The organism is Campylobacter sp. P0085 (assembly GCF_002139495.1).
GTDB classification, from domain to species: Bacteria; Campylobacterota; Campylobacteria; order Campylobacterales; family Campylobacteraceae; genus Campylobacter; species Campylobacter devanensis.
In genome coordinates this window covers 1-16,577 of record NZ_MJKB01000005.1, presented here as the reverse complement: position 1 = coordinate 16,577, position 16,577 = coordinate 1, and the positions used below count along the sequence as shown (strand labels likewise).

Genomic DNA, 16,577 nt, shown 5'->3' with positions numbered 1-16,577 from the left:
GATATGGGAGTAACAAATATCGTTAAACCTGGCGTAGTCTGGGGTGAGGATCTTAGCAAGTTATATGAGTATGCTAAAAGTGAAGGCTTTGCAATTCCAGCAGTTAATGTCGTAGGAAGTCACTCTATAAATGCAGTAATGGAAGCAGCCAAAAAAGCAAATTCGCCTGTTATAGTACAATTTAGTAATGGCGGCGCAAGCTATTACGCTGGTAAGGCTTGCCCAAATGGTGATGTACTTGGCGCTATAGCTGGAGCTAAACAGGTTCATCTACTAGCTCAAGCATATGGAATTCCTGTGGTTTTACATACTGATCATGCTGCTAGAAAGCTTTTACCGTGGATTGATTCTCTTATAGAGGCTAGTCGCGAAAATATTAAAAGTTGCAAAGTTCCTCTATTTAGCTCACATATGCTAGATCTAAGCGAAGAGCCATTAGAAGAGAATTTGGCTACTTGTCAAGAGTATTTAAAAACTCTAAGCGACATTGGCATAGCACTTGAGATTGAACTTGGTGTAACTGGCGGTGAAGAAGATGGCGTAGATAATACAAATGTAGATAATGCGCTTTTATACACTCAGCCTGAAGATGTAGCCATGGCGTATGAGAGACTTGGCAAGATTAGTGATAAATTTAGCATAGCTGCAAGTTTTGGTAATGTCCATGGTGTCTATAAACCTGGTAATGTTGTGCTTCGTCCAGAGATTCTTAAAAATTCTCAAGAATATATCAAAGCCAAATTTAACACAACTAGCAATAAACCAGTAAATTTTGTATTTCATGGTGGCAGCGGTAGCGAGTTAGCCGATATTAAAGCAGCAGTAAGCTACGGTGTGATTAAGATGAATATCGATACTGATACTCAGTGGGCATTTTGGGATGGTGTGCGTGGATATGAGGCTAAAAACCATGACTATTTACAAGGTCAAATAGGAAACCCAGAAGGTAGCGATAAGCCAAATAAAAAATACTATGATCCTAGAAAATGGCTAAGAGAAGGCGAAGAAAGTATGGTAAAAAGACTTTTAGAAGCTTTTGAGGATTTAAACTGTATTAATAAAAATTAAATTATTTAGCCAAAGATATCTTTGGCTAAATTACTTTAAGCTTAGCTATCTTTGATGGTTAATCTTAGTGTAATTAAAAGGAAATTTAAATGGAAAAAGAGAGCGAGCTTGGCGAGATATATCTGCCTGAAAGCGGAAATAGACAGAGTAAATTTGTATATTTTAAAATTGTATTAGTACCGATTTTGGTGTATATAATGTGTATACTGTGCTATTTTGATATTATAAAATTTAAAGTTGGACTTGATATTGTTATTATTATGGGACTTATGCTTGTTGTAGCATTAGCTTTTGCTAGACATAGTGCTGAGCTTGGGTGTTGTCTATTTGAACAAAAAAAAGATATATTTAAAAAAGAGCTAAAAAATTATATCATCAAAACTCTACTTACAATTGGCAAGGAGAGAAAATCAAATGGCAGCTTTGATGAATTTGCTTCTAGATACTCTAAAGATGTGCGAAATGACAACTTTGCAACTGTGGCGACTGGAGTTTTTCCTATGCTTGGAGTTTTTGGGACATTTGTGAGTATTGGGATATCTATGCCGGTTTTAAGCTCGGCTGATATGCTTAGTTTAGAGAGTGAGATTACTCAATTATTTGCAGGTATTGGGGCATCTTTTTATCTATGTGCTTATGGGATATTTTTAGCGCTTTGGTGGATATTTTTTGAGCGATATGGCATTAGTAGATTTGAGAGACTAATTGCTAGACAAAAGAATGCTACGATGTCGTTTTTTTGGACTTCTGATGAGATTCAAAAAAGATATATGCAAGAGACATTAGGTAGCTTTGAGAAAATTGGAGTAATATTTGATTATGTTAGTAAACAAGAATTTTTCAAAGAGCTGGATAATGTTGTGCAGAAAAAATTTGATAATTTTACTAAGCTTTTACAGACTGAAGAGGAAGCTGTAAAAGTAAGTGGTGAGCATATTAAACAGACAATGGATATGTTAATAAGATCACAAAGAGATCAAAAAGATATGATTAAGATTCATGCTGAGATTATTAATGTTTTAAATTTATTCAATAGTAATATAAAAGAGTTGCAAATTAGATGGAGCGAGAGTTATGCAAGGCTGCAAAGTATTAGCGATGAGAAAGTTGCAAAGCTTGATAAAACTGTTTATAATCTAGGTATGAATATCATCAAATTTGAAAGATCGCTAGAGGAGTTTAGTGTAAATATTCTTGAGAAGCAGCAGCTTGCTTTAGATGGGTTTAAGATTGCTATTGTCGATGGTATGCAAGCATTTAAAGATGCATTTGATGAGGAGAGCGTAGGTAAAGATAGTAGTACTGTTATTGTTGAAGAGCTTAAAAAAAGTATCCAAGAGATAGATAATGAGGCAAATATCGCCCTAGAGATGCTAGAAAAAACTGACTTTGAAACTATATCAAAATCAGATGAAGAAGAATCAAAATCAAGTGATGAGAAGAAAGATTGATGAGAATTAATATATCAAATGATGAGAGATCAAGCTTTTGGCTTAGCTATATTGGACTTATAACAGGGTTATTTTTTATCTTTGTTTTAGTAGTTGGGGTAGTAGTTGTACGATACTCCATCTCTGCTTCAAATTTAGCATATCTCCAAAAGGATTTAAATGATAATATCGCTTCTTTAAATGCTGCAAATAAGGAGTTAAATAAAAAGCACGAGAGCATTAAAAGCTTTATTGAGAAACTAAAATCAAATCCTGATAGTAATAATATTGAGCAGCTTTATTTAAATTTAAATAAAGAACTAAGTAAAGCAACATCAACTATAAATAATAGCTTGGATGTGATTAGTTTAAAAAATGATGAACTAACAGCACATATTAATAAGCAAGAGGAGTTAATAAGCGATCTAAATAATCAAATCAATCAGCGAGATATTCAAATAGATGCTATTGAAAACGACTTACAAAATTATAAAAGCAGCTTAGAAAACTATACAAAAATTAGAGAAAATATCGCTTTATCTCTTAAGTCTAAGCTAGTAAATATGGCGCAGATAGATCCTAAAACTGCTGAGATTACTATGGATGCAGCAAAGATTTTTAACATTAACTCATCAGTTATTAGGGATGATGCCAAATTTGATCTACGCCGAATTTTTAAGGTATATTTAGATCATATGCTAAGTTCTGAAGTAGTGCAAAATATCAATAAAATTATCATTGAATGTCATACAGATAGCGATGGTGGATATATGCATAATCTAGATTTATCCCAAAAACGAGCGTTAGAGATTATGAAATTTGCCTACGCAATTTATAAAAATGAAAGTTTAAGTAGATATTTGGTTGCTATTGGAAAAAGTAATAGTGAGCCAATATTAAAAGATGGTCTAGAAGACCCAGTAGCAAGCTTTAGGATAAAAATTAAATTTGATTTACAAGATCCTAAATATTTCATTGATAAGGTTTTAAATCAGCGTGTCAATTGAACCAATCTACTTTAGAGGGCGTAGATTTTGGGTTTTGCGAGATGATTTAATAGGTGGCGAGTTTAATGGTAATAAAGCTAGAAAGCTTGCCTTTTTGCTAAACTCAAATTTAAACCACATAAATCGCATAATTTCATATGGTTCAAGCCAGTCAAATGCTATGTATTCTATTAGTCTTTTGGCTAAAATGCGTGGAGTTAAATTTATATATTTTACCAATCATATTTGTGATTTTTTATTAAATAATCCATGTGGAAATTATGCTTACGCATTAAAAAATGGTATGGATATTAAAATAAGTGCTAACCCATCAAAATCAGCTCAAGATGAATGTAAATCAAGTACAGATCTTTTCATTCCTGAGGGTGTAGCAATGCGCGAAGCCGAATTTGGATTTAAAGAACAAGCTAGAATAATAAAAGATTATGCTAAATTAAATGGGATTAAATTTGATGTATTTTTACCTAGTGGGACAGGGTGTAGTGCTACATTTTTAGCTAAAAATTTAAATGATATGGCAGTTTGGAGCGTGCCTTGTGTAGGCGATGCGAAGTATTTAAAAGAGCAAATTTCAACCCTTGATCCATTTAATAAGGTTAAGATATTAAATCCGCCTAAAAAATATCATTTTGGTAAGTTGTATCTTGAAATTTATGAGATATATAAAGAGCTTTTAGATAGCAATATAGAGTTTGAATTACTGTATGATGGAGTAGGGTGGCTTACTTTGATGAATAATTTAGATAAATTTCAAAATGAAATTTTATACATTCATCAGGGTGGAATATTAGGAAATATTACGCTTTTAGATAGGTATAAACGAAAATTTAATTAATGAATTTATATTTAGTTATTATATTTTAGATATACTTTTTTTAGCTAAATCGTATCATTTAGCTCTTAATTAAATAAGATAAAATAAGGAGGAATAAGGTAGTATAGTTGATATTATTTATCAATTATAATTTTATATAAATTTGAATTTAATCTTTTTATGGTGCTAAAAAAAGAGCTTTTAAAAATATTTTTGATAATTATAATCAAAATAAGCTAAAATTTATAATAGCTAGATTATAATAACAATTATCAAAAATACTACAAAGGCAAGAGATGTCAGTATTAGTAATAGGCGCAGATGAGATAGCACCGATTAGGGCAGTTTTACAAGGTTTAGGCGTTAGCAAGATAGAGCATTGGGATGCAAGAAACGAAAATAGAGTAAATCGCAAGCCCATACCACAAGAGGTAGAATGCGTTGTAATGCTAACTAGTTTTTTAAATCATAACACGATGAAAAAGATTAAAACTCAAGCCAAAAAACGCAATATCAAGCTAGTTTGCGCTAAAAGAAGCGTGAGTTGTGTGTATTGCGAATATTGTAAAGTTTTTGGTTTGGATCGTGAATTTAAATGTGAAAGGTAAATATGACAGCAGTAATTTTTGGTAGTTCAATGGGAAACGCAGAAGAAGCAGCGAATAAAATCGCAGCAAATTTAGGTATCGATACAGTTTTGAATATATCTGAGACTTCAGCAGATGAGATCAATGGATTTGATAAATTAATAATCGGCTCATCGACTTGGGGAAGCGGTGATTTACAAGATGATATGGATGCTTTTGACTTTTCTGAGCTAAACTTAAGTGGCAAAACAGTTGCTTTATTTGGTGTTGGTGATAGCTCTAGCTATGATGATACATATTGCGATGCTTTGGGTATTTTGTTTGAAAAATGCACAGAATTAGGCGCAAATATCGTAGGTGCTACAGAGGCTCCAAAATATGATTTTAAAGAGTCAAGAGCAGCTAGAGATGGCGGATTTGTGGGCTTGGCGCTTGATTTTGATAATTATGGTGATGAAGTAGATTCTAGAATTTCAAATTGGTGCGACCAAATCAGAGCAAATTTTAGCTAATTTTTGATACAATTACGCAAAAATTATAAAGGAAATAATATGCCATTACTTGATAGTTTTTGCGTAGATCATACTATTATGAATGCCCCAGGCGTTAGACTTGCTAAAGTGATGAAAACCCCAAAAGGCGATGATATCAGTGTTTTTGATTTGAGATTTTGTAAGCCAAATGTAGATATCTTGCCAGAGCGTGGGATTCACACGCTAGAGCATCTTTTTGCGGGTTTTATGAGAGATCATCTAAATTCAAATAGTATTGAAATCATAGATATATCGCCGATGGGTTGTAGGACGGGATTTTATATGAGTCTCATCGGAACACCTAAAATAGATGATGTTATCGAGGCTTGGCGACTATCTATGAATGACATCCTATCTGTAAAAAGCCAAAGCGATATCCCAGAATTAAACAAATTTCAATGCGGAACATACAAAATGCACTCACTAGATGAAGCCAAAGAGATAGCACAAAATATCTTAAATTCAGGCATTAGCCATATCGATAATGAAGCTATAAAATTAGATCTTAATAAAATTAAGTAATCTCTAATTTCACATTCATCTGCATTTAGATAGGGCATCTAAATGCAGATGAAGCTTAAATACAAATTCAAACTTAAAAGGAGTAAAAATGAAATTAAAAGATTTGTTGCCTTTTTTTGGCCGAAAATCAAAACGAGTTTAAAGTCCATTGTGCTATTGGCGGGCAGGGTAGAGATGCACGATTGCCATTAAATGAATTTTTTAGTGGGAAATTTAGTGATTACCAAAACCACCAAACTCAAAAGAACTTTGGTCGCAAATATATACTTTCATTATGCTATTTGAATAAAGATGAGTGGCTATTTGTAGGTATATATGAAAGTTTGGGCGTAGTTGGCACAGTAAAAGAAGCAGACAGAGAGCTTTATAAATATAACACAAGGCTAACCGATATCGGCGCTGAATTTATAGGCAAACTTGTAGTTGGCTTTAAAAAAGATTTCCGCCAAAGTTATCCAAATCTTGAAACTTGCCTAGATAATTTAGAGGTTTTAGAGCTCAAAAGAGAGGTGATAAAAGCATAATTCCCAGGCTATGATAATGTAAATGTAACTTGGAGAGAGCTTGAAAGCCTTATAGAAACACCTATATGGAAAACAGCCTTGGAAAATCAAAAAGCTGTGTACCTAATAGTAGATACAAAAACTGGAAAAAAATATGTTGGCTCAGCGTATGGCAATGATATGCTACTTGGGCGTTGGCGTAACTATATAGCAAATGGACATGGCGGAAATAAGCTTTTAAAGCCGCTAGATTTTGAGTATATAAAAGAAAACTTTAAATATTCAATTTTAGAGATTTTTAAATCTAGTGTAGATGATGAAATAATAATAAATAGAGAGAGCTTTTGGAAAGAAGTTCTATTGACTCGCACAGATTTCGGATATAACGGCAATTAATTACTCTGAGATTAGAATTTAAAATTATTTTAATTCTAGCCCCCCCATACCACCTTACAGTAAAAATATAAAATATTAGAATAAAAACTCTCAAAGATTTTAAACCCCAAATAATATAAATAAGATCTCTAAAATTCAAATAATATTTTAGAATTCAAATTTGACATTTGCTATACCATTGATACCTTGTCTTTTGCCTAAGTGGCCAAATAGACCTACATCTACACTAAAGCCTCTATTAGCATCGATACTTAGACCAGCTTCTAGCATAGCAGAAGCACCACTTAAAGTAGGTGAATCCACAGCCAATCCATATGAGTATACATCCACACTACCTTTAAACTCATAATCCAAAGCCGCACCAGCATAAGGTGAGAGTTTGAAGTTGTTTATAGGAGCTAGATCCACTTTATATCTAGCAGCAGTTATTAGTTTGTGAGACTCTACAGCTTTAAACTCATATGGTGTATTCATAATCTCTATCTAATCACCAGCTAGGTTGTTATATAGATATTTAGCATATATATCAAGAGCTTGATTATATATCTTAAACTCATACCCAGCACCCACATGGATACCAAAGTAGTTTGTACTCATATCATATTTAGCGTGATTTCCGTTGTCATCATTCATATGGGTATTTTCATATCTATTGTAGTTTCTACCAAGTCTAGCAGAACCCTCTATATATGGTCTAGATGCCATAGTGCCAAAGTCATATCTAGCTAGTAAACTAGCACCGATATATTTGCTATCACCATCACCTACATTGCTTGCTGCTATGCTGATGGTTTTAGCACCACTAGTATTACCTTCTAGGGTTACTGGGTTCTTGGTATTTATGTTTAGGGTATCCACTATTACTAGTTTTATCACCTACTTGGATATTACCAGTTACTTTAGTCAGGTTACCTGATAGGGTTATTGTGTTGTTGCTACCTTGGACCTTTTGTGTTGCTTGATTATAACCACCATAGATATTACCATCTACATTGCCATTAGCAGTGATTTGGTTGCCACTAGTTTGGCCATTAGGATCTAAGATTTGACCACCTATAATATCCCTTGGGTGTCACCAGCTACGCTTATTATGTTATTGCTAGCTGAACCATTATCTGTTTTACCACCGATTACTGTGCCACCTACATTACCAGCTACTTTTATGTTGTTGTTTTCAGAGCCGATTTTACCTTCACTGCCAGTTACATTGCCAGTTACACTTCCGCCGATGATAATATTGTTTTTATTTGCGGTGCCTTGGGCACTTGTACCGCCAATAATTTCTGAAACCTGTAGCTCCATCTTTAATTATTACATTATTGTCATTTACAGAACCATTGTCGTCATAAACCCGGCCACCCATGACATATGTAGATTTTACATTTGTGCCTTCTCCAGAGATGATTATAGTATTTCTACTTGCACTTGAATTGACATCTCCATGTGCGCCAGTATATCCGGCACCTATATTGGTGGTGCTTGGTCTTTTGTCTGGTCTAGGTCCTCCTACTGATGATCCACCAGATATTTCTATTTTATTTTCATCAGCTTTTCCAGAGCCTATAAAAGCGGCATAGAGACTGTAGCTGGTAACATTAGTTTCACCTCTTATAATTATATTTTGTCCAGTTACCTCGGTAGTTTGATCTGTTTTAGGGAAAAGAATAATAGTATTTGTTGTGTTTTTGTCGCTTATAATACATGTTTTGTTGTTGTCAGCTATTTGGCAATAAGACTTGCCATCAGCGAAACTAGCAGAGTATAAGACAGTAATTGCAATTGATGATAGTAGGATTTTGGGATTGTTTAGTTTTTTAGAATGTGTGGGTAGTAGCGGAATTTGCTACTTATAGTAGTCTTTAGTCCTTTCATTTTTTTCTCCTTATTAGTAAAATTTAGGTGGGATTATAGCAAAAAATGAAAAAATTTACTTATTTTTATAATTAAATATAAAAATTTATTTTTTTGATAAGGATTAAAAATAATTTTTTATATTTAAATTTAAAATCTTTTATTTGATTTTTGTGATTGGAATTTTGTTTTTAATATTTTTGTGAATATTTTAGCAATTTGTGAAAGTTTAAGAAAAGTGTTAAAATGGGGTGATGGTGCCTGAGGTCGGACTCGAACCGACACAGGGTTGCCCCTACTAGATTTTGAGTCTAGCGCGTCTACCAGTTTCACCACTCAGGCTTAAAAAGAGTAAAATTATAGCTAAATTTAGATTAAAATATTATAAATTTAGCTACATCCATTCTAAAACTTGGGTTATTTCTTTGGCTACGAATGTTTTTATAGGGTAGGTTTCTAGTGGTTTGTTTGGAGTGATAGCGTTTTTGAATTTTTGAAATACGGCTTCTTTTAGTCTTGCATCAAGGTTAAAAATTTCTCTAATCTCTCCATTTAAACTAAGCTCACCGATAAATACGCTCTCTTTAGATATTGGGCGGTTGCGAAAGCTAGATATTATCGCAGCAACTACGGCTAAATCACAGGCTGGTTCGTTGATTTTTACTCCGCCTGTAACATTGATAAAAACATCATAATGACCAAGTGGAATCTCAAGCTTACGTTCTAAAAGTGCTAAAATCATATCTAAGCGATTTTTATCAAAGCCGGTTGAGCTTCTTTTTGGGTAGCTGCTTTCACATACTAAGGCTTGAATTTCTACTACTAACGCACGACTTCCTTCCATTGTTACAGTAATAGCTGAGCCACTAACAGCATTGCCACGAGTAAAAAATTTACTACTAATATCTTTAGCGCTTACTAGCCCATTACTTCTCATTTCAAAGATACCAACCTCGCTAGTTGTTCCAAAGCGGTTTTTAATCCCTCTTAAAATTCTAAGCTCTTTGCTGCTATCGCCTTCAAAATATAATACTACATCTACCATATGCTCCAAAATTCTAGGTCCAGCTATAGAGCCTTCTTTGGTTATATGGCCAATGATAAATATAGCTATATCCTCTTTTTTGGCTAGTCGCATAAGCTCAAATGTAATCTCTCTAACTTGCGATATAGAGCCTGGCGCGGAGCTAATCTTATCACTATATAAAGTCTGGATAGAGTCTATAACTATAGCTTTATACTCATTTTTAGCCACTTCAGCTAGTATAGATGAAAGATCAATCTCAGTAAGCAAAAATAGATTATCGCTATTAGCATTTAGGCGATCGGCTCTTAATTTGATCTGACTAGCACTCTCTTCGCCGCTGACATATAAGACTTTTTGATTATCATTGGCTAAATTTGAAGCAATTTTAAGCAGTAGAGTAGATTTGCCAATACCAGGGCTTCCACCGATTAAAACTAGCGAACCACTTACTACTCCACCACCTAATACAAGGTCAAGCTCATTATCGCCGGTGGATTTGCGTTTTATCTGTTCTATTTGAATTTGAGATATTGGAGTTGCGTTATTTATAGTTTTAGTTAGTTTTGCTAATTCTTGGCTTGCTTTTATTTGCTCATTACTAAGCTCTATAAAACTCTCCCAAGCACCGCATTGCGGACATTTTCCCATCCATTTGCTCTGCTGATTTCCACACGCTTCACATTCAAATAGAGTTTTTAACTTTGCCATTTTTATTTTTAAAATATAGCATCGCAGATAGTATCTACGAACTCTTTTGGATTAAATTTAATTAAATCGTCTTTGCTCTCGCCAACACCAATATATAAAATAGGCAATTCAAGCTCTCTAGCAATTCCAAATAATGCACCGCCTTTAGCGGTACCATCAAGCTTAGTGATTATTACTCCATCGACCTTTATAATCTCATTGAATGCCTTAGCCTGAGCAACTCCAGCACTTCCTTGTGTACCATCTAATATTAGAATTTTTTGATGTGGAGCGCCACTTAGGGCTTTATCACTGATTCTTGAGATCTTTTCTAGCTCACTTGCTAGGTTTTTTTGATTTTGTAATCTTCCAGCTGTATCGATAATCGCATAATCCATCCCCTTAGCCACAGCAGAGCTAATGGTATCATAAGCCACAGCGGCCGGGTCGTGGCCTTGATTTGAAGCAATTATTGGCACTTCTAATCTGGTTGCCCATTGGCGTAGTTGTTCTATTGCACCAGCTCTAAATGTATCACTAGCACCCAAAATAACGCTTTTTGAATTTGATTTAAATAAATTTGCTAATTTAGCTATTGTAGTTGTTTTGCCAGCACCATTTACGCCCAATATCATCATAACAAATGGCTTAGCTTCTATGCTTTTACTATCATACATAAAGTATGTTTGCATAACTCTAGATAGATCAGCTTTATCAACTATTTCACGTGGTGGAAGGTAATATATAATCTCTTGTACTATTTCATATGGCACATCTGCTTCTAATAAAAGCTCTTCAAGAATATCTTTAGTAATTTTTTTATCTGCTGGTTTAGAACCAGTAAAGATACTTATGGTCTTTTCAAGACCTTTTTTAAGGAAGCTAAACATTATTTAATCACCTTTTTAATATCATTTTCAAGCATTTCAATAGGCACCAATCCGCTATAAGATGTAGCAAATTTGCCATTTGGATAGTATAAAATGCTAAAGGGAATGCCAACTACACCGCCAAGCGATGAGATTAGATACTCATTTTCCTTGGTATAGGCAATTGGATAGTTGATATTTAACAACTCTTTAAATTCATTTGCTTGTTCTAGACTTATCTCATCAACTGATACCCCAATGACTTGAAGCTTATCTTTAAATTTATCTTGAAGCGATACAAGATATGGAATTTCTATTTTGCATGGAGGGCACCAAGTAGCAAAGAAATTTAAAAATACTGCCTTATCTTTAATATCAATATCATATCCATCATTACGCTTTTGTATATTAAGTTCTGTGCCATCGTTTAATGGGAGTTTAAATGGTTTTGAGTAGTCAGCTTGCATAACTGATGGCGTAGATGGTTCTTTGTCATTTTTATCATCGCAGCCAGTAAAAAATACCAGCAAGGCCGCTACTAAAAAGATTTTAAATTTCATCATATTTTCCTAATTTTTTGGTAAAATGTCGCAATTATACTAAATAAAGATTAATATTATGGTTAAATATGATAAACAAACTTATAGAAAAATGGCTAAAACCGCTCTAAAAAAAGAGTCCAAAAGAGTAGCTAATAGTTATAAAAATAGACTAAATTTTGATATTTTAAGGCTAATTAAGTTTTATAAAGTAAGAAATTTATTGATTTTTACCCCGATGCAAACAGAGCCAAATTTGATAATGCTTAGACGAAAGTTAGCAAAAAATTGTACAATATTTGTCCCATTTATGGTAGATAAAAGCTTAAAAATGGTAAAATTGCGTCTGCCCTTTTTTGTATCTAAATTTGGAATTAAAGAAGCAAGAGATTCAAATGCTTATAAAAAAAAGATAGATATGGCAATAGTGCCAGTAATTGCAGTAGATACAAATATGGCTAGAGTAGGGCATGGTGCTGGATTTTATGATAGATTTTTTGATAGTCTAGGATATAGACCAGTTATTGTGTTTGTGAGCATAAAAGATATGTATATTAATGATAAAATTTGTGATGCACATGATATTTGTGCGGACTTTTATATCACACCTACTACAAAATATATTAAAAAGGTATGTTATGATAGAGATGTCATTAGTGGGGTTAGGAGGCTTAATTTTCGGAGCCGGTGGTGGTTGGCTAATATCTAAAAAGATAAATGATGCTAATTATAGTATATTTTTAGAACAGGCTAAGGCTAAGGCTAAGGCTATTGAATTTGAAGCCGAAAGCGTACTTAAAGATGCCAAAGTCAAGGTAAGTGAGGCTGAATTTGAAGCTAAAAAAAGATATGAGGAAAAAGGCAGCAAGCTTCAAAAAGAGTATAACCAAAAATTTGATGAAATAAATAAAAAAGAGCAAAATTTATTATCTCAAAAAGAGAGCTTAAACAATCTAAAAAATGATCTAGAACAGAGTCAAAATAGAGCTAATGCTCTATATGAAGAGGGTTTGAATTTAAAAAATTCATATCAAGAAAAGATAGATGAAGTGCTAAAAACTATGGAGCGCATAGCCGGTTTAACTCAAGAAGAGGCTAGGGATTTGGTCTTAAAAAAAGTTGAAGAAAAAAGCCGTGCCGATATCGCTCATATCGTTAGAAAATACGAAGAAGAGGCAAAAAGAGAGGCTAAGAAAAAGGCAAATTATATCCTAGCTCAAGCCACTAGTAGATTTGCTGGGGAGTTTGCTGCTGAGAGATTGATTAATGTAGTTGATATCAAAAATGATGAGTTAAAAGGTAGAATTATTGGCAAAGAAGGGCGTAATATCAAGACGCTCGAGATGGTTTTAGGAGTGGATATTATTATTGATGATACTCCTCATGCTATCGTGCTTTCTAGCTTTAATCTATATCGCCGAGCTATCGCTACAAGGGTTATTGAGCTTTTGGTTGAAGATGGAAGAATTCAACCTGCTAGAATAGAAGAAATCCATCAAAAAGTTTGTGAAGAATTCGAAGCTAGTATCTTAGAAGAAGGCGAAAATATCTTGATTGATTTAGGAATTACCAAGGTTCATCCTGAAATTGTCAAATTGATAGGCAAGATGAAATTTAGGGCTAGTTATGGTCAAAATGCCTTAGCTCATAGCCTAGAAGTCGCTCACTTAGCAGGTATTATCGCAGCTGAAACTGGCGGAGATGAGAAACTAGCTATTAGAGCTGGTATTTTACACGATATCGGCAAAGCCTTAACGCACGAATACCAAGGTAGCCATGTGGATTTAGGGGCTGAAATTTGCAAGCGATATAAGGAGCATCCGGTTGTAATCAATGCCATTTATGCACATCATGGACACGAAGAAGCCTTAAGCGTAGAGTGTGCAGCAGTTTGTGCTGCTGATGCCTTATCTGCGGCACGCCCTGGAGCTAGAAGAGAGGTGCTTGAGAGTTTCTTAAAAAGAGTTGAAGAGATAGAAAATATCGCAAATTCAAAAGAAGGCATCAAAAATGCCTACGCTATAAATGCCGGTCGTGAGATTAGGGTTATTGCTAATGCTGAGTTGGTCAATGATGATGAAGCGGTGCTTTTGGCTAAAGAGATTGCTGAAGAGATAGAGAGCAAAATGCAATATCCAGGCGAGATTAAAGTAAATGTAATCCGGGAATTACGAGCCGTAGAGTATGCAAAATAGGGGCGCAAATGATAAGGGTTATCTGGTTGGTTCTATTTAGTTTAAGCTTATTATATGGTGGAAATGAGAGATTATTAGATAGTGCAAATGCCTATAATCATATTAATAGAATTAATAAAATCCCCCAGTCTATCGTTATAAATTCATCTGCGATTATTATTTTTCCTACTTTTGTTAAGGCTGGATTTATCCTTGGAGCGACCATAGGGCGTGGAGTTATGCTTGTGCGTGATGATGTAGATGAATTTTATAGCGATGATAACCTTACTCGCCATCTAAACAGCAACTGGAGCGCAGTTCCTGTGCGACTTGGTGGGGCAACTATTGGGTTGCAAGCTGGATATGAAAATAATTTTTTAGTAATGTATGTAATGAATCCGGCAGTAATTAAAGATATTTATGATAATAAGCTTACTCTTAATGCTAGTGCATCAGTGAGTTTTATGGATTATGGTACTAAAAATGAAATAGTTAGTGATATTGGCTTTAGTGATATTTATATTTATACAAATAATAGCGGCTTTTTTGCTGGGGCAAATCTTGGTGGATCGGTAATAACTGTTGATGATAAAATACGTTTTAATACAAATTCATACGGTTACAAACAATTAATGCATGCTATAACGGTGGTAAGATAATGCAAGATATACTTACAAATCTCTCAACTTATGGCTATTTAATTTTATTTTTATATAGTCTTGGCGGCGGTATGGTGGCTATTATTGGAGCAGGGCTTTTGAGTTTTGAAGGTAATATGAATTTGACATTATCTATTATTATTGCAGCAGTGGCAAATTTTATTGGCGATATGATTTTGGTATATATGGGTAGGTACAATAAAAGCTCAGTAATGCCATATTTTAAATCGCATAAAAGAAAATTAGCCCTAGCTCAAATTCTATTTAAAAAATATGGAGATAAGATTATTTTTATCAAAAAATATATCTATGGATTAAAAACTTTAGTTCCTTTAGCAATAGGGCTTACTAAGTATAGTTTAATTAAATTTACTATTATTAATGCTATTTGCTCAGTTATATGGGCTATTAGTCTTGGACTAGCTAGCTATTATGCTGGCGGATTTATTTTTAAATTTACTAGCTATTTTGGTGAACGCAGCTATTTAGTCCCACTATTTTTATTTATTTTATTGGGGTTGATTTGGCTATATTTTAGCTGGGCAACTAAAAAGAGATAACTATGAAAAAGTTTGCATATCTTATTGCAAGTCTACTTATTTTGATGGTTGGCTTGCATGGATATGCATATCTTTTTTCTAATTTTGTTTTAAGCTCAGCCATAAATAAACTTAAAAGTAGTAGCGAATTTGCTTTATCAAACATAAACCAAAATAACTCAATTTTTTCTACTAATCTAAATTTTACTCTAAAATATAAAGATTTCAATCTTAAATTTGATATTTTTAGTCATTATAGTGTTATTTCAATTTTTAATAGACTAGATATTGTAGGCGATATTTGTGATTTAGATCATCGATTAAAGATGGATTTGACACAAAATGAAAACTCAGTATTGGCTAAATTTAATCTAAATATTCCTATAAATGGAGGTATTAGTCAGCTAAAAGCACAGGTTTCCCCACTAAAAATAATCGAAAATCACAATCTTTTTACAATTTCTAGTATAGATATTAGCACAACATTTGATACAGAGCGCTTATATTTTCTAGGTGTACGTTTCGATAAAGCTGATTTTGAATTTGATGGCATTAGTAGTGTTTTTAATGGAGTCGATATTGAAATTGATTATTTAGATGGACTTGAGTTTATTAGCTTTGACCTATTTAAATTTAATCCAAATGAGTTAAATATTAGCATTAAAAATTTAAGAGCAAATGTTCCACTTATTAATATAGTAAGCGATGAAATAAAATTTGACTCCAAAACCATTACTAATAATCTAGCAAATATTATAAGTAATATACATGCCAAAAATGTGGCAATAAATAATATTATGATTGATAATATAAATTCTAAAGTTCGTTTAGAAAATCTTATTATTGATAGTTATAAGATGATTTTTAACATTATGCTTGGGTCTAAAAGTATTGGATTAATAGATGCATTTATTAGTTGCAATCCAGTTTTATATGTTGATAAAATTAGTATTAATGATCTTTTTGAGTTAAAATTTAACCTTAGAGGAGATAGTTTTGATATAACAGATATAAATTTAGATGGAGAATTTATAGCTTTACGCCCAATATCTACAATAAAAGGGCTAGAATTTATATCTTTTTATGAAAATTTTTTAATAAGTAGTGGAATTTTAATAAAAAATGGTGAGGGTTATATATCTAAATTTAAATCTCAAAGAGAAAATGGTGAGTTAATTTTTAATAATTATGTCAAATTTAGCGATATTTTACTAAATTTTTAACCAAATTTGCAAATTTTTTTAAATTTTTTAGAATTTTCCCTAATATTTAATCTTTTTTTAAGCATATCTCTTATATAATTCCAGCTCACGAATTGAGAAACACCTTAACCTTCTGAAAAGCTTGGTTAAATCATTTCTCTATCGTTTTT

Annotated in this window: 21 protein-coding genes and 1 tRNA gene; 15 read left to right on the top strand and 7 right to left on the bottom strand. The window is 33.1% G+C overall.

Annotated features, from left to right (window positions below):
* Positions 1-3 precede the first annotated feature (3 nt).
* The 9 genes from fbaA to CIGNP85_RS06295 all read left to right on the top strand — a co-directional run bounded on the left by fbaA (position 4) and on the right by CIGNP85_RS06295 (position 6,860).
* Positions 4-1,068 (top strand): class II fructose-bisphosphate aldolase, encoded by a 1,065-nt coding sequence (gene fbaA / locus CIGNP85_RS06335; protein WP_086287535.1) that lies wholly within the window; start codon positions 4-6, stop codon positions 1,066-1,068.
* Between the two features lie 89 nt (positions 1,069-1,157).
* A complete protein-coding gene (locus CIGNP85_RS06330; protein WP_086236141.1) occupies positions 1,158-2,519 on the top strand; it encodes a MotA/TolQ/ExbB proton channel family protein in 1,362 nt (453 codons plus the stop codon).
* Positions 2,519-3,505 carry an OmpA family protein gene (locus CIGNP85_RS06325; RefSeq protein WP_086228247.1) on the top strand — a complete coding sequence of 329 codons (987 nt, stop codon included), beginning with the start codon at positions 2,519-2,521 and terminating at the stop codon, positions 3,503-3,505. The genes CIGNP85_RS06330 and CIGNP85_RS06325 overlap by 1 nt, the downstream gene beginning before the upstream one ends.
* Entirely contained in the window at positions 3,495-4,340 is an 846-nt protein-coding gene (locus CIGNP85_RS06320) for a 1-aminocyclopropane-1-carboxylate deaminase (RefSeq protein ID WP_086238637.1), read from the top strand. Before CIGNP85_RS06325 ends, CIGNP85_RS06320 begins: the two co-directional genes overlap by 11 nt.
* Positions 4,341-4,615: 275 nt before the next feature.
* Positions 4,616-4,927, top strand: coding sequence for a DUF2325 domain-containing protein (locus tag CIGNP85_RS06315; protein WP_086226164.1), 312 nt, complete (start codon positions 4,616-4,618; stop codon positions 4,925-4,927).
* 2 nt (positions 4,928-4,929) lie between these two features.
* Positions 4,930-5,418 carry a flavodoxin FldA gene (gene fldA / locus CIGNP85_RS06310; RefSeq protein WP_086224686.1) on the top strand — a complete coding sequence of 163 codons (489 nt, stop codon included), beginning with the start codon at positions 4,930-4,932 and terminating at the stop codon, positions 5,416-5,418.
* A gap of 39 nt (positions 5,419-5,457) precedes the next feature.
* Complete coding sequence (gene luxS, locus CIGNP85_RS06305; protein WP_086268759.1) at positions 5,458-5,961, top strand: S-ribosylhomocysteine lyase; 504 nt, start codon at positions 5,458-5,460, stop codon at positions 5,959-5,961.
* 116 nt (positions 5,962-6,077) lie between these two features.
* Entirely contained in the window at positions 6,078-6,485 is a 408-nt protein-coding gene (locus tag CIGNP85_RS06300) for a hypothetical protein (protein ID WP_086245282.1), read from the top strand.
* Positions 6,486-6,563: 78 nt separating this feature from the next.
* Positions 6,564-6,860: a GIY-YIG nuclease family protein gene (locus CIGNP85_RS06295; protein ID WP_236845604.1), complete on the top strand. Its 297-nt coding sequence runs from the start codon at positions 6,564-6,566 to the stop codon at positions 6,858-6,860.
* A gap of 147 nt (positions 6,861-7,007) precedes the next feature.
* Here CIGNP85_RS06295 and CIGNP85_RS06290 read toward each other — a convergent pair whose 3' ends face one another.
* The 3 genes from CIGNP85_RS06290 to CIGNP85_RS06280 form a co-directional block, all read right to left on the bottom strand.
* Complete coding sequence (locus tag CIGNP85_RS06290) at positions 7,008-7,334, bottom strand: hypothetical protein (RefSeq protein ID WP_086287531.1); 327 nt, start codon at positions 7,332-7,334, stop codon at positions 7,008-7,010.
* Positions 7,335-7,343: 9 nt separating this feature from the next.
* Entirely contained in the window at positions 7,344-7,736 is a 393-nt protein-coding gene (locus tag CIGNP85_RS06285) for an autotransporter domain-containing protein (protein WP_141031751.1), read from the bottom strand.
* A gap of 177 nt (positions 7,737-7,913) precedes the next feature.
* A complete protein-coding gene (locus tag CIGNP85_RS06280; RefSeq protein ID WP_086287527.1) occupies positions 7,914-8,162 on the bottom strand; it encodes a hypothetical protein in 249 nt (82 codons plus the stop codon).
* 83 nt (positions 8,163-8,245) lie between these two features.
* On the opposite strand from CIGNP85_RS06280, the gene CIGNP85_RS06275 reads away from it, so the two are divergent.
* Positions 8,246-8,437: a hypothetical protein gene (locus CIGNP85_RS06275; RefSeq protein WP_141031750.1), complete on the top strand. Its 192-nt coding sequence runs from the start codon at positions 8,246-8,248 to the stop codon at positions 8,435-8,437.
* A 529-nt stretch (positions 8,438-8,966) separates the two neighbouring features.
* Here CIGNP85_RS06275 and CIGNP85_RS06270 read toward each other — a convergent pair.
* The 4 genes from CIGNP85_RS06270 to CIGNP85_RS06255 form a co-directional block, all read right to left on the bottom strand.
* Positions 8,967-9,053: transfer RNA gene (locus CIGNP85_RS06270), tRNA-Leu, on the bottom strand.
* Between the two features lie 52 nt (positions 9,054-9,105).
* Entirely contained in the window at positions 9,106-10,446 is a 1,341-nt protein-coding gene (gene radA / locus CIGNP85_RS06265) for a DNA repair protein RadA (protein WP_086226157.1), read from the bottom strand.
* A gap of 8 nt (positions 10,447-10,454) precedes the next feature.
* Entirely contained in the window at positions 10,455-11,315 is an 861-nt protein-coding gene (ftsY, locus tag CIGNP85_RS06260) for a signal recognition particle-docking protein FtsY (RefSeq protein ID WP_086240906.1), read from the bottom strand.
* Positions 11,315-11,854 (bottom strand): TlpA family protein disulfide reductase, encoded by a 540-nt coding sequence (locus tag CIGNP85_RS06255; protein ID WP_086226156.1) that lies wholly within the window; start codon positions 11,852-11,854, stop codon positions 11,315-11,317. Before CIGNP85_RS06255 ends, ftsY begins: the two co-directional genes overlap by 1 nt.
* Positions 11,855-11,912: 58 nt before the next feature.
* Between CIGNP85_RS06255 and CIGNP85_RS06250 the strand changes: the two genes are divergently transcribed.
* From CIGNP85_RS06250 to CIGNP85_RS06230, 5 genes are read left to right on the top strand one after another with little or no spacing between them, the layout of a single operon-like run.
* Positions 11,913-12,542 carry a 5-formyltetrahydrofolate cyclo-ligase gene (locus CIGNP85_RS06250; RefSeq protein WP_086240907.1) on the top strand — a complete coding sequence of 210 codons (630 nt, stop codon included), beginning with the start codon at positions 11,913-11,915 and terminating at the stop codon, positions 12,540-12,542.
* Positions 12,472-14,028 (top strand): ribonuclease Y, encoded by a 1,557-nt coding sequence (gene rny, locus CIGNP85_RS06245; protein ID WP_086225696.1) that lies wholly within the window; start codon positions 12,472-12,474, stop codon positions 14,026-14,028. Before CIGNP85_RS06250 ends, rny begins: the two co-directional genes overlap by 71 nt.
* 8 nt (positions 14,029-14,036) lie before the next feature.
* Positions 14,037-14,666 (top strand): lipid-binding SYLF domain-containing protein, encoded by a 630-nt coding sequence (locus CIGNP85_RS06240; protein WP_086225695.1) that lies wholly within the window; start codon positions 14,037-14,039, stop codon positions 14,664-14,666.
* Entirely contained in the window at positions 14,666-15,226 is a 561-nt protein-coding gene (locus tag CIGNP85_RS06235) for a DedA family protein (RefSeq protein ID WP_086245239.1), read from the top strand. Before CIGNP85_RS06240 ends, CIGNP85_RS06235 begins: the two co-directional genes overlap by 1 nt.
* 2 nt (positions 15,227-15,228) lie before the next feature.
* Positions 15,229-16,428, top strand: a complete 1,200-nt coding sequence (locus tag CIGNP85_RS06230; RefSeq protein ID WP_086287523.1) for a hypothetical protein — start codon at positions 15,229-15,231, stop codon at positions 16,426-16,428.
* Positions 16,429-16,577 lie beyond the last annotated feature (149 nt).

Bases quoted from the DNA above. Each gene is read 5' to 3' on its own strand.
- CIGNP85_RS06255 (WP_086226156.1), bottom strand. From the start codon at position 11,854: ATGAAATTTAAAATCTTTTTAGTAGCGGCCTTGCTGGTATTTTTTACT.
- CIGNP85_RS06315 (WP_086226164.1), top strand. From the start codon at position 4,616: ATGTCAGTATTAGTAATAGGCGCAGATGAGATAGCACCGATTAGGGCA.
- CIGNP85_RS06330 (WP_086236141.1), top strand. From the start codon at position 1,158: ATGGAAAAAGAGAGCGAGCTTGGCGAGATATATCTGCCTGAAAGCGGA.
- CIGNP85_RS06290 (WP_086287531.1), bottom strand. From the start codon at position 7,334: ATGAATACACCATATGAGTTTAAAGCTGTAGAGTCTCACAAACTAATA.
- CIGNP85_RS06250 (WP_086240907.1), top strand. From the start codon at position 11,913: ATGGTTAAATATGATAAACAAACTTATAGAAAAATGGCTAAAACCGCT.
- CIGNP85_RS06230 (WP_086287523.1), top strand. From the start codon at position 15,229: ATGAAAAAGTTTGCATATCTTATTGCAAGTCTACTTATTTTGATGGTT.
- CIGNP85_RS06235 (WP_086245239.1), top strand. From the start codon at position 14,666: ATGCAAGATATACTTACAAATCTCTCAACTTATGGCTATTTAATTTTA.
- fbaA (WP_086287535.1), top strand. From the start codon at position 4: ATGGGAGTAACAAATATCGTTAAACCTGGCGTAGTCTGGGGTGAGGAT.
- luxS (WP_086268759.1), top strand. From the start codon at position 5,458: ATGCCATTACTTGATAGTTTTTGCGTAGATCATACTATTATGAATGCC.
- CIGNP85_RS06240 (WP_086225695.1), top strand. From the start codon at position 14,037: ATGATAAGGGTTATCTGGTTGGTTCTATTTAGTTTAAGCTTATTATAT.
- ftsY (WP_086240906.1), bottom strand. From the start codon at position 11,315: ATGTTTAGCTTCCTTAAAAAAGGTCTTGAAAAGACCATAAGTATCTTT.
- CIGNP85_RS06325 (WP_086228247.1), top strand. From the start codon at position 2,519: ATGAGAATTAATATATCAAATGATGAGAGATCAAGCTTTTGGCTTAGC.
- rny (WP_086225696.1), top strand. From the start codon at position 12,472: ATGATAGAGATGTCATTAGTGGGGTTAGGAGGCTTAATTTTCGGAGCC.
- radA (WP_086226157.1), bottom strand. From the start codon at position 10,446: ATGGCAAAGTTAAAAACTCTATTTGAATGTGAAGCGTGTGGAAATCAG.
- fldA (WP_086224686.1), top strand. From the start codon at position 4,930: ATGACAGCAGTAATTTTTGGTAGTTCAATGGGAAACGCAGAAGAAGCA.
- CIGNP85_RS06280 (WP_086287527.1), bottom strand. From the start codon at position 8,162: ATGGAGCTACAGGTTTCAGAAATTATTGGCGGTACAAGTGCCCAAGGC.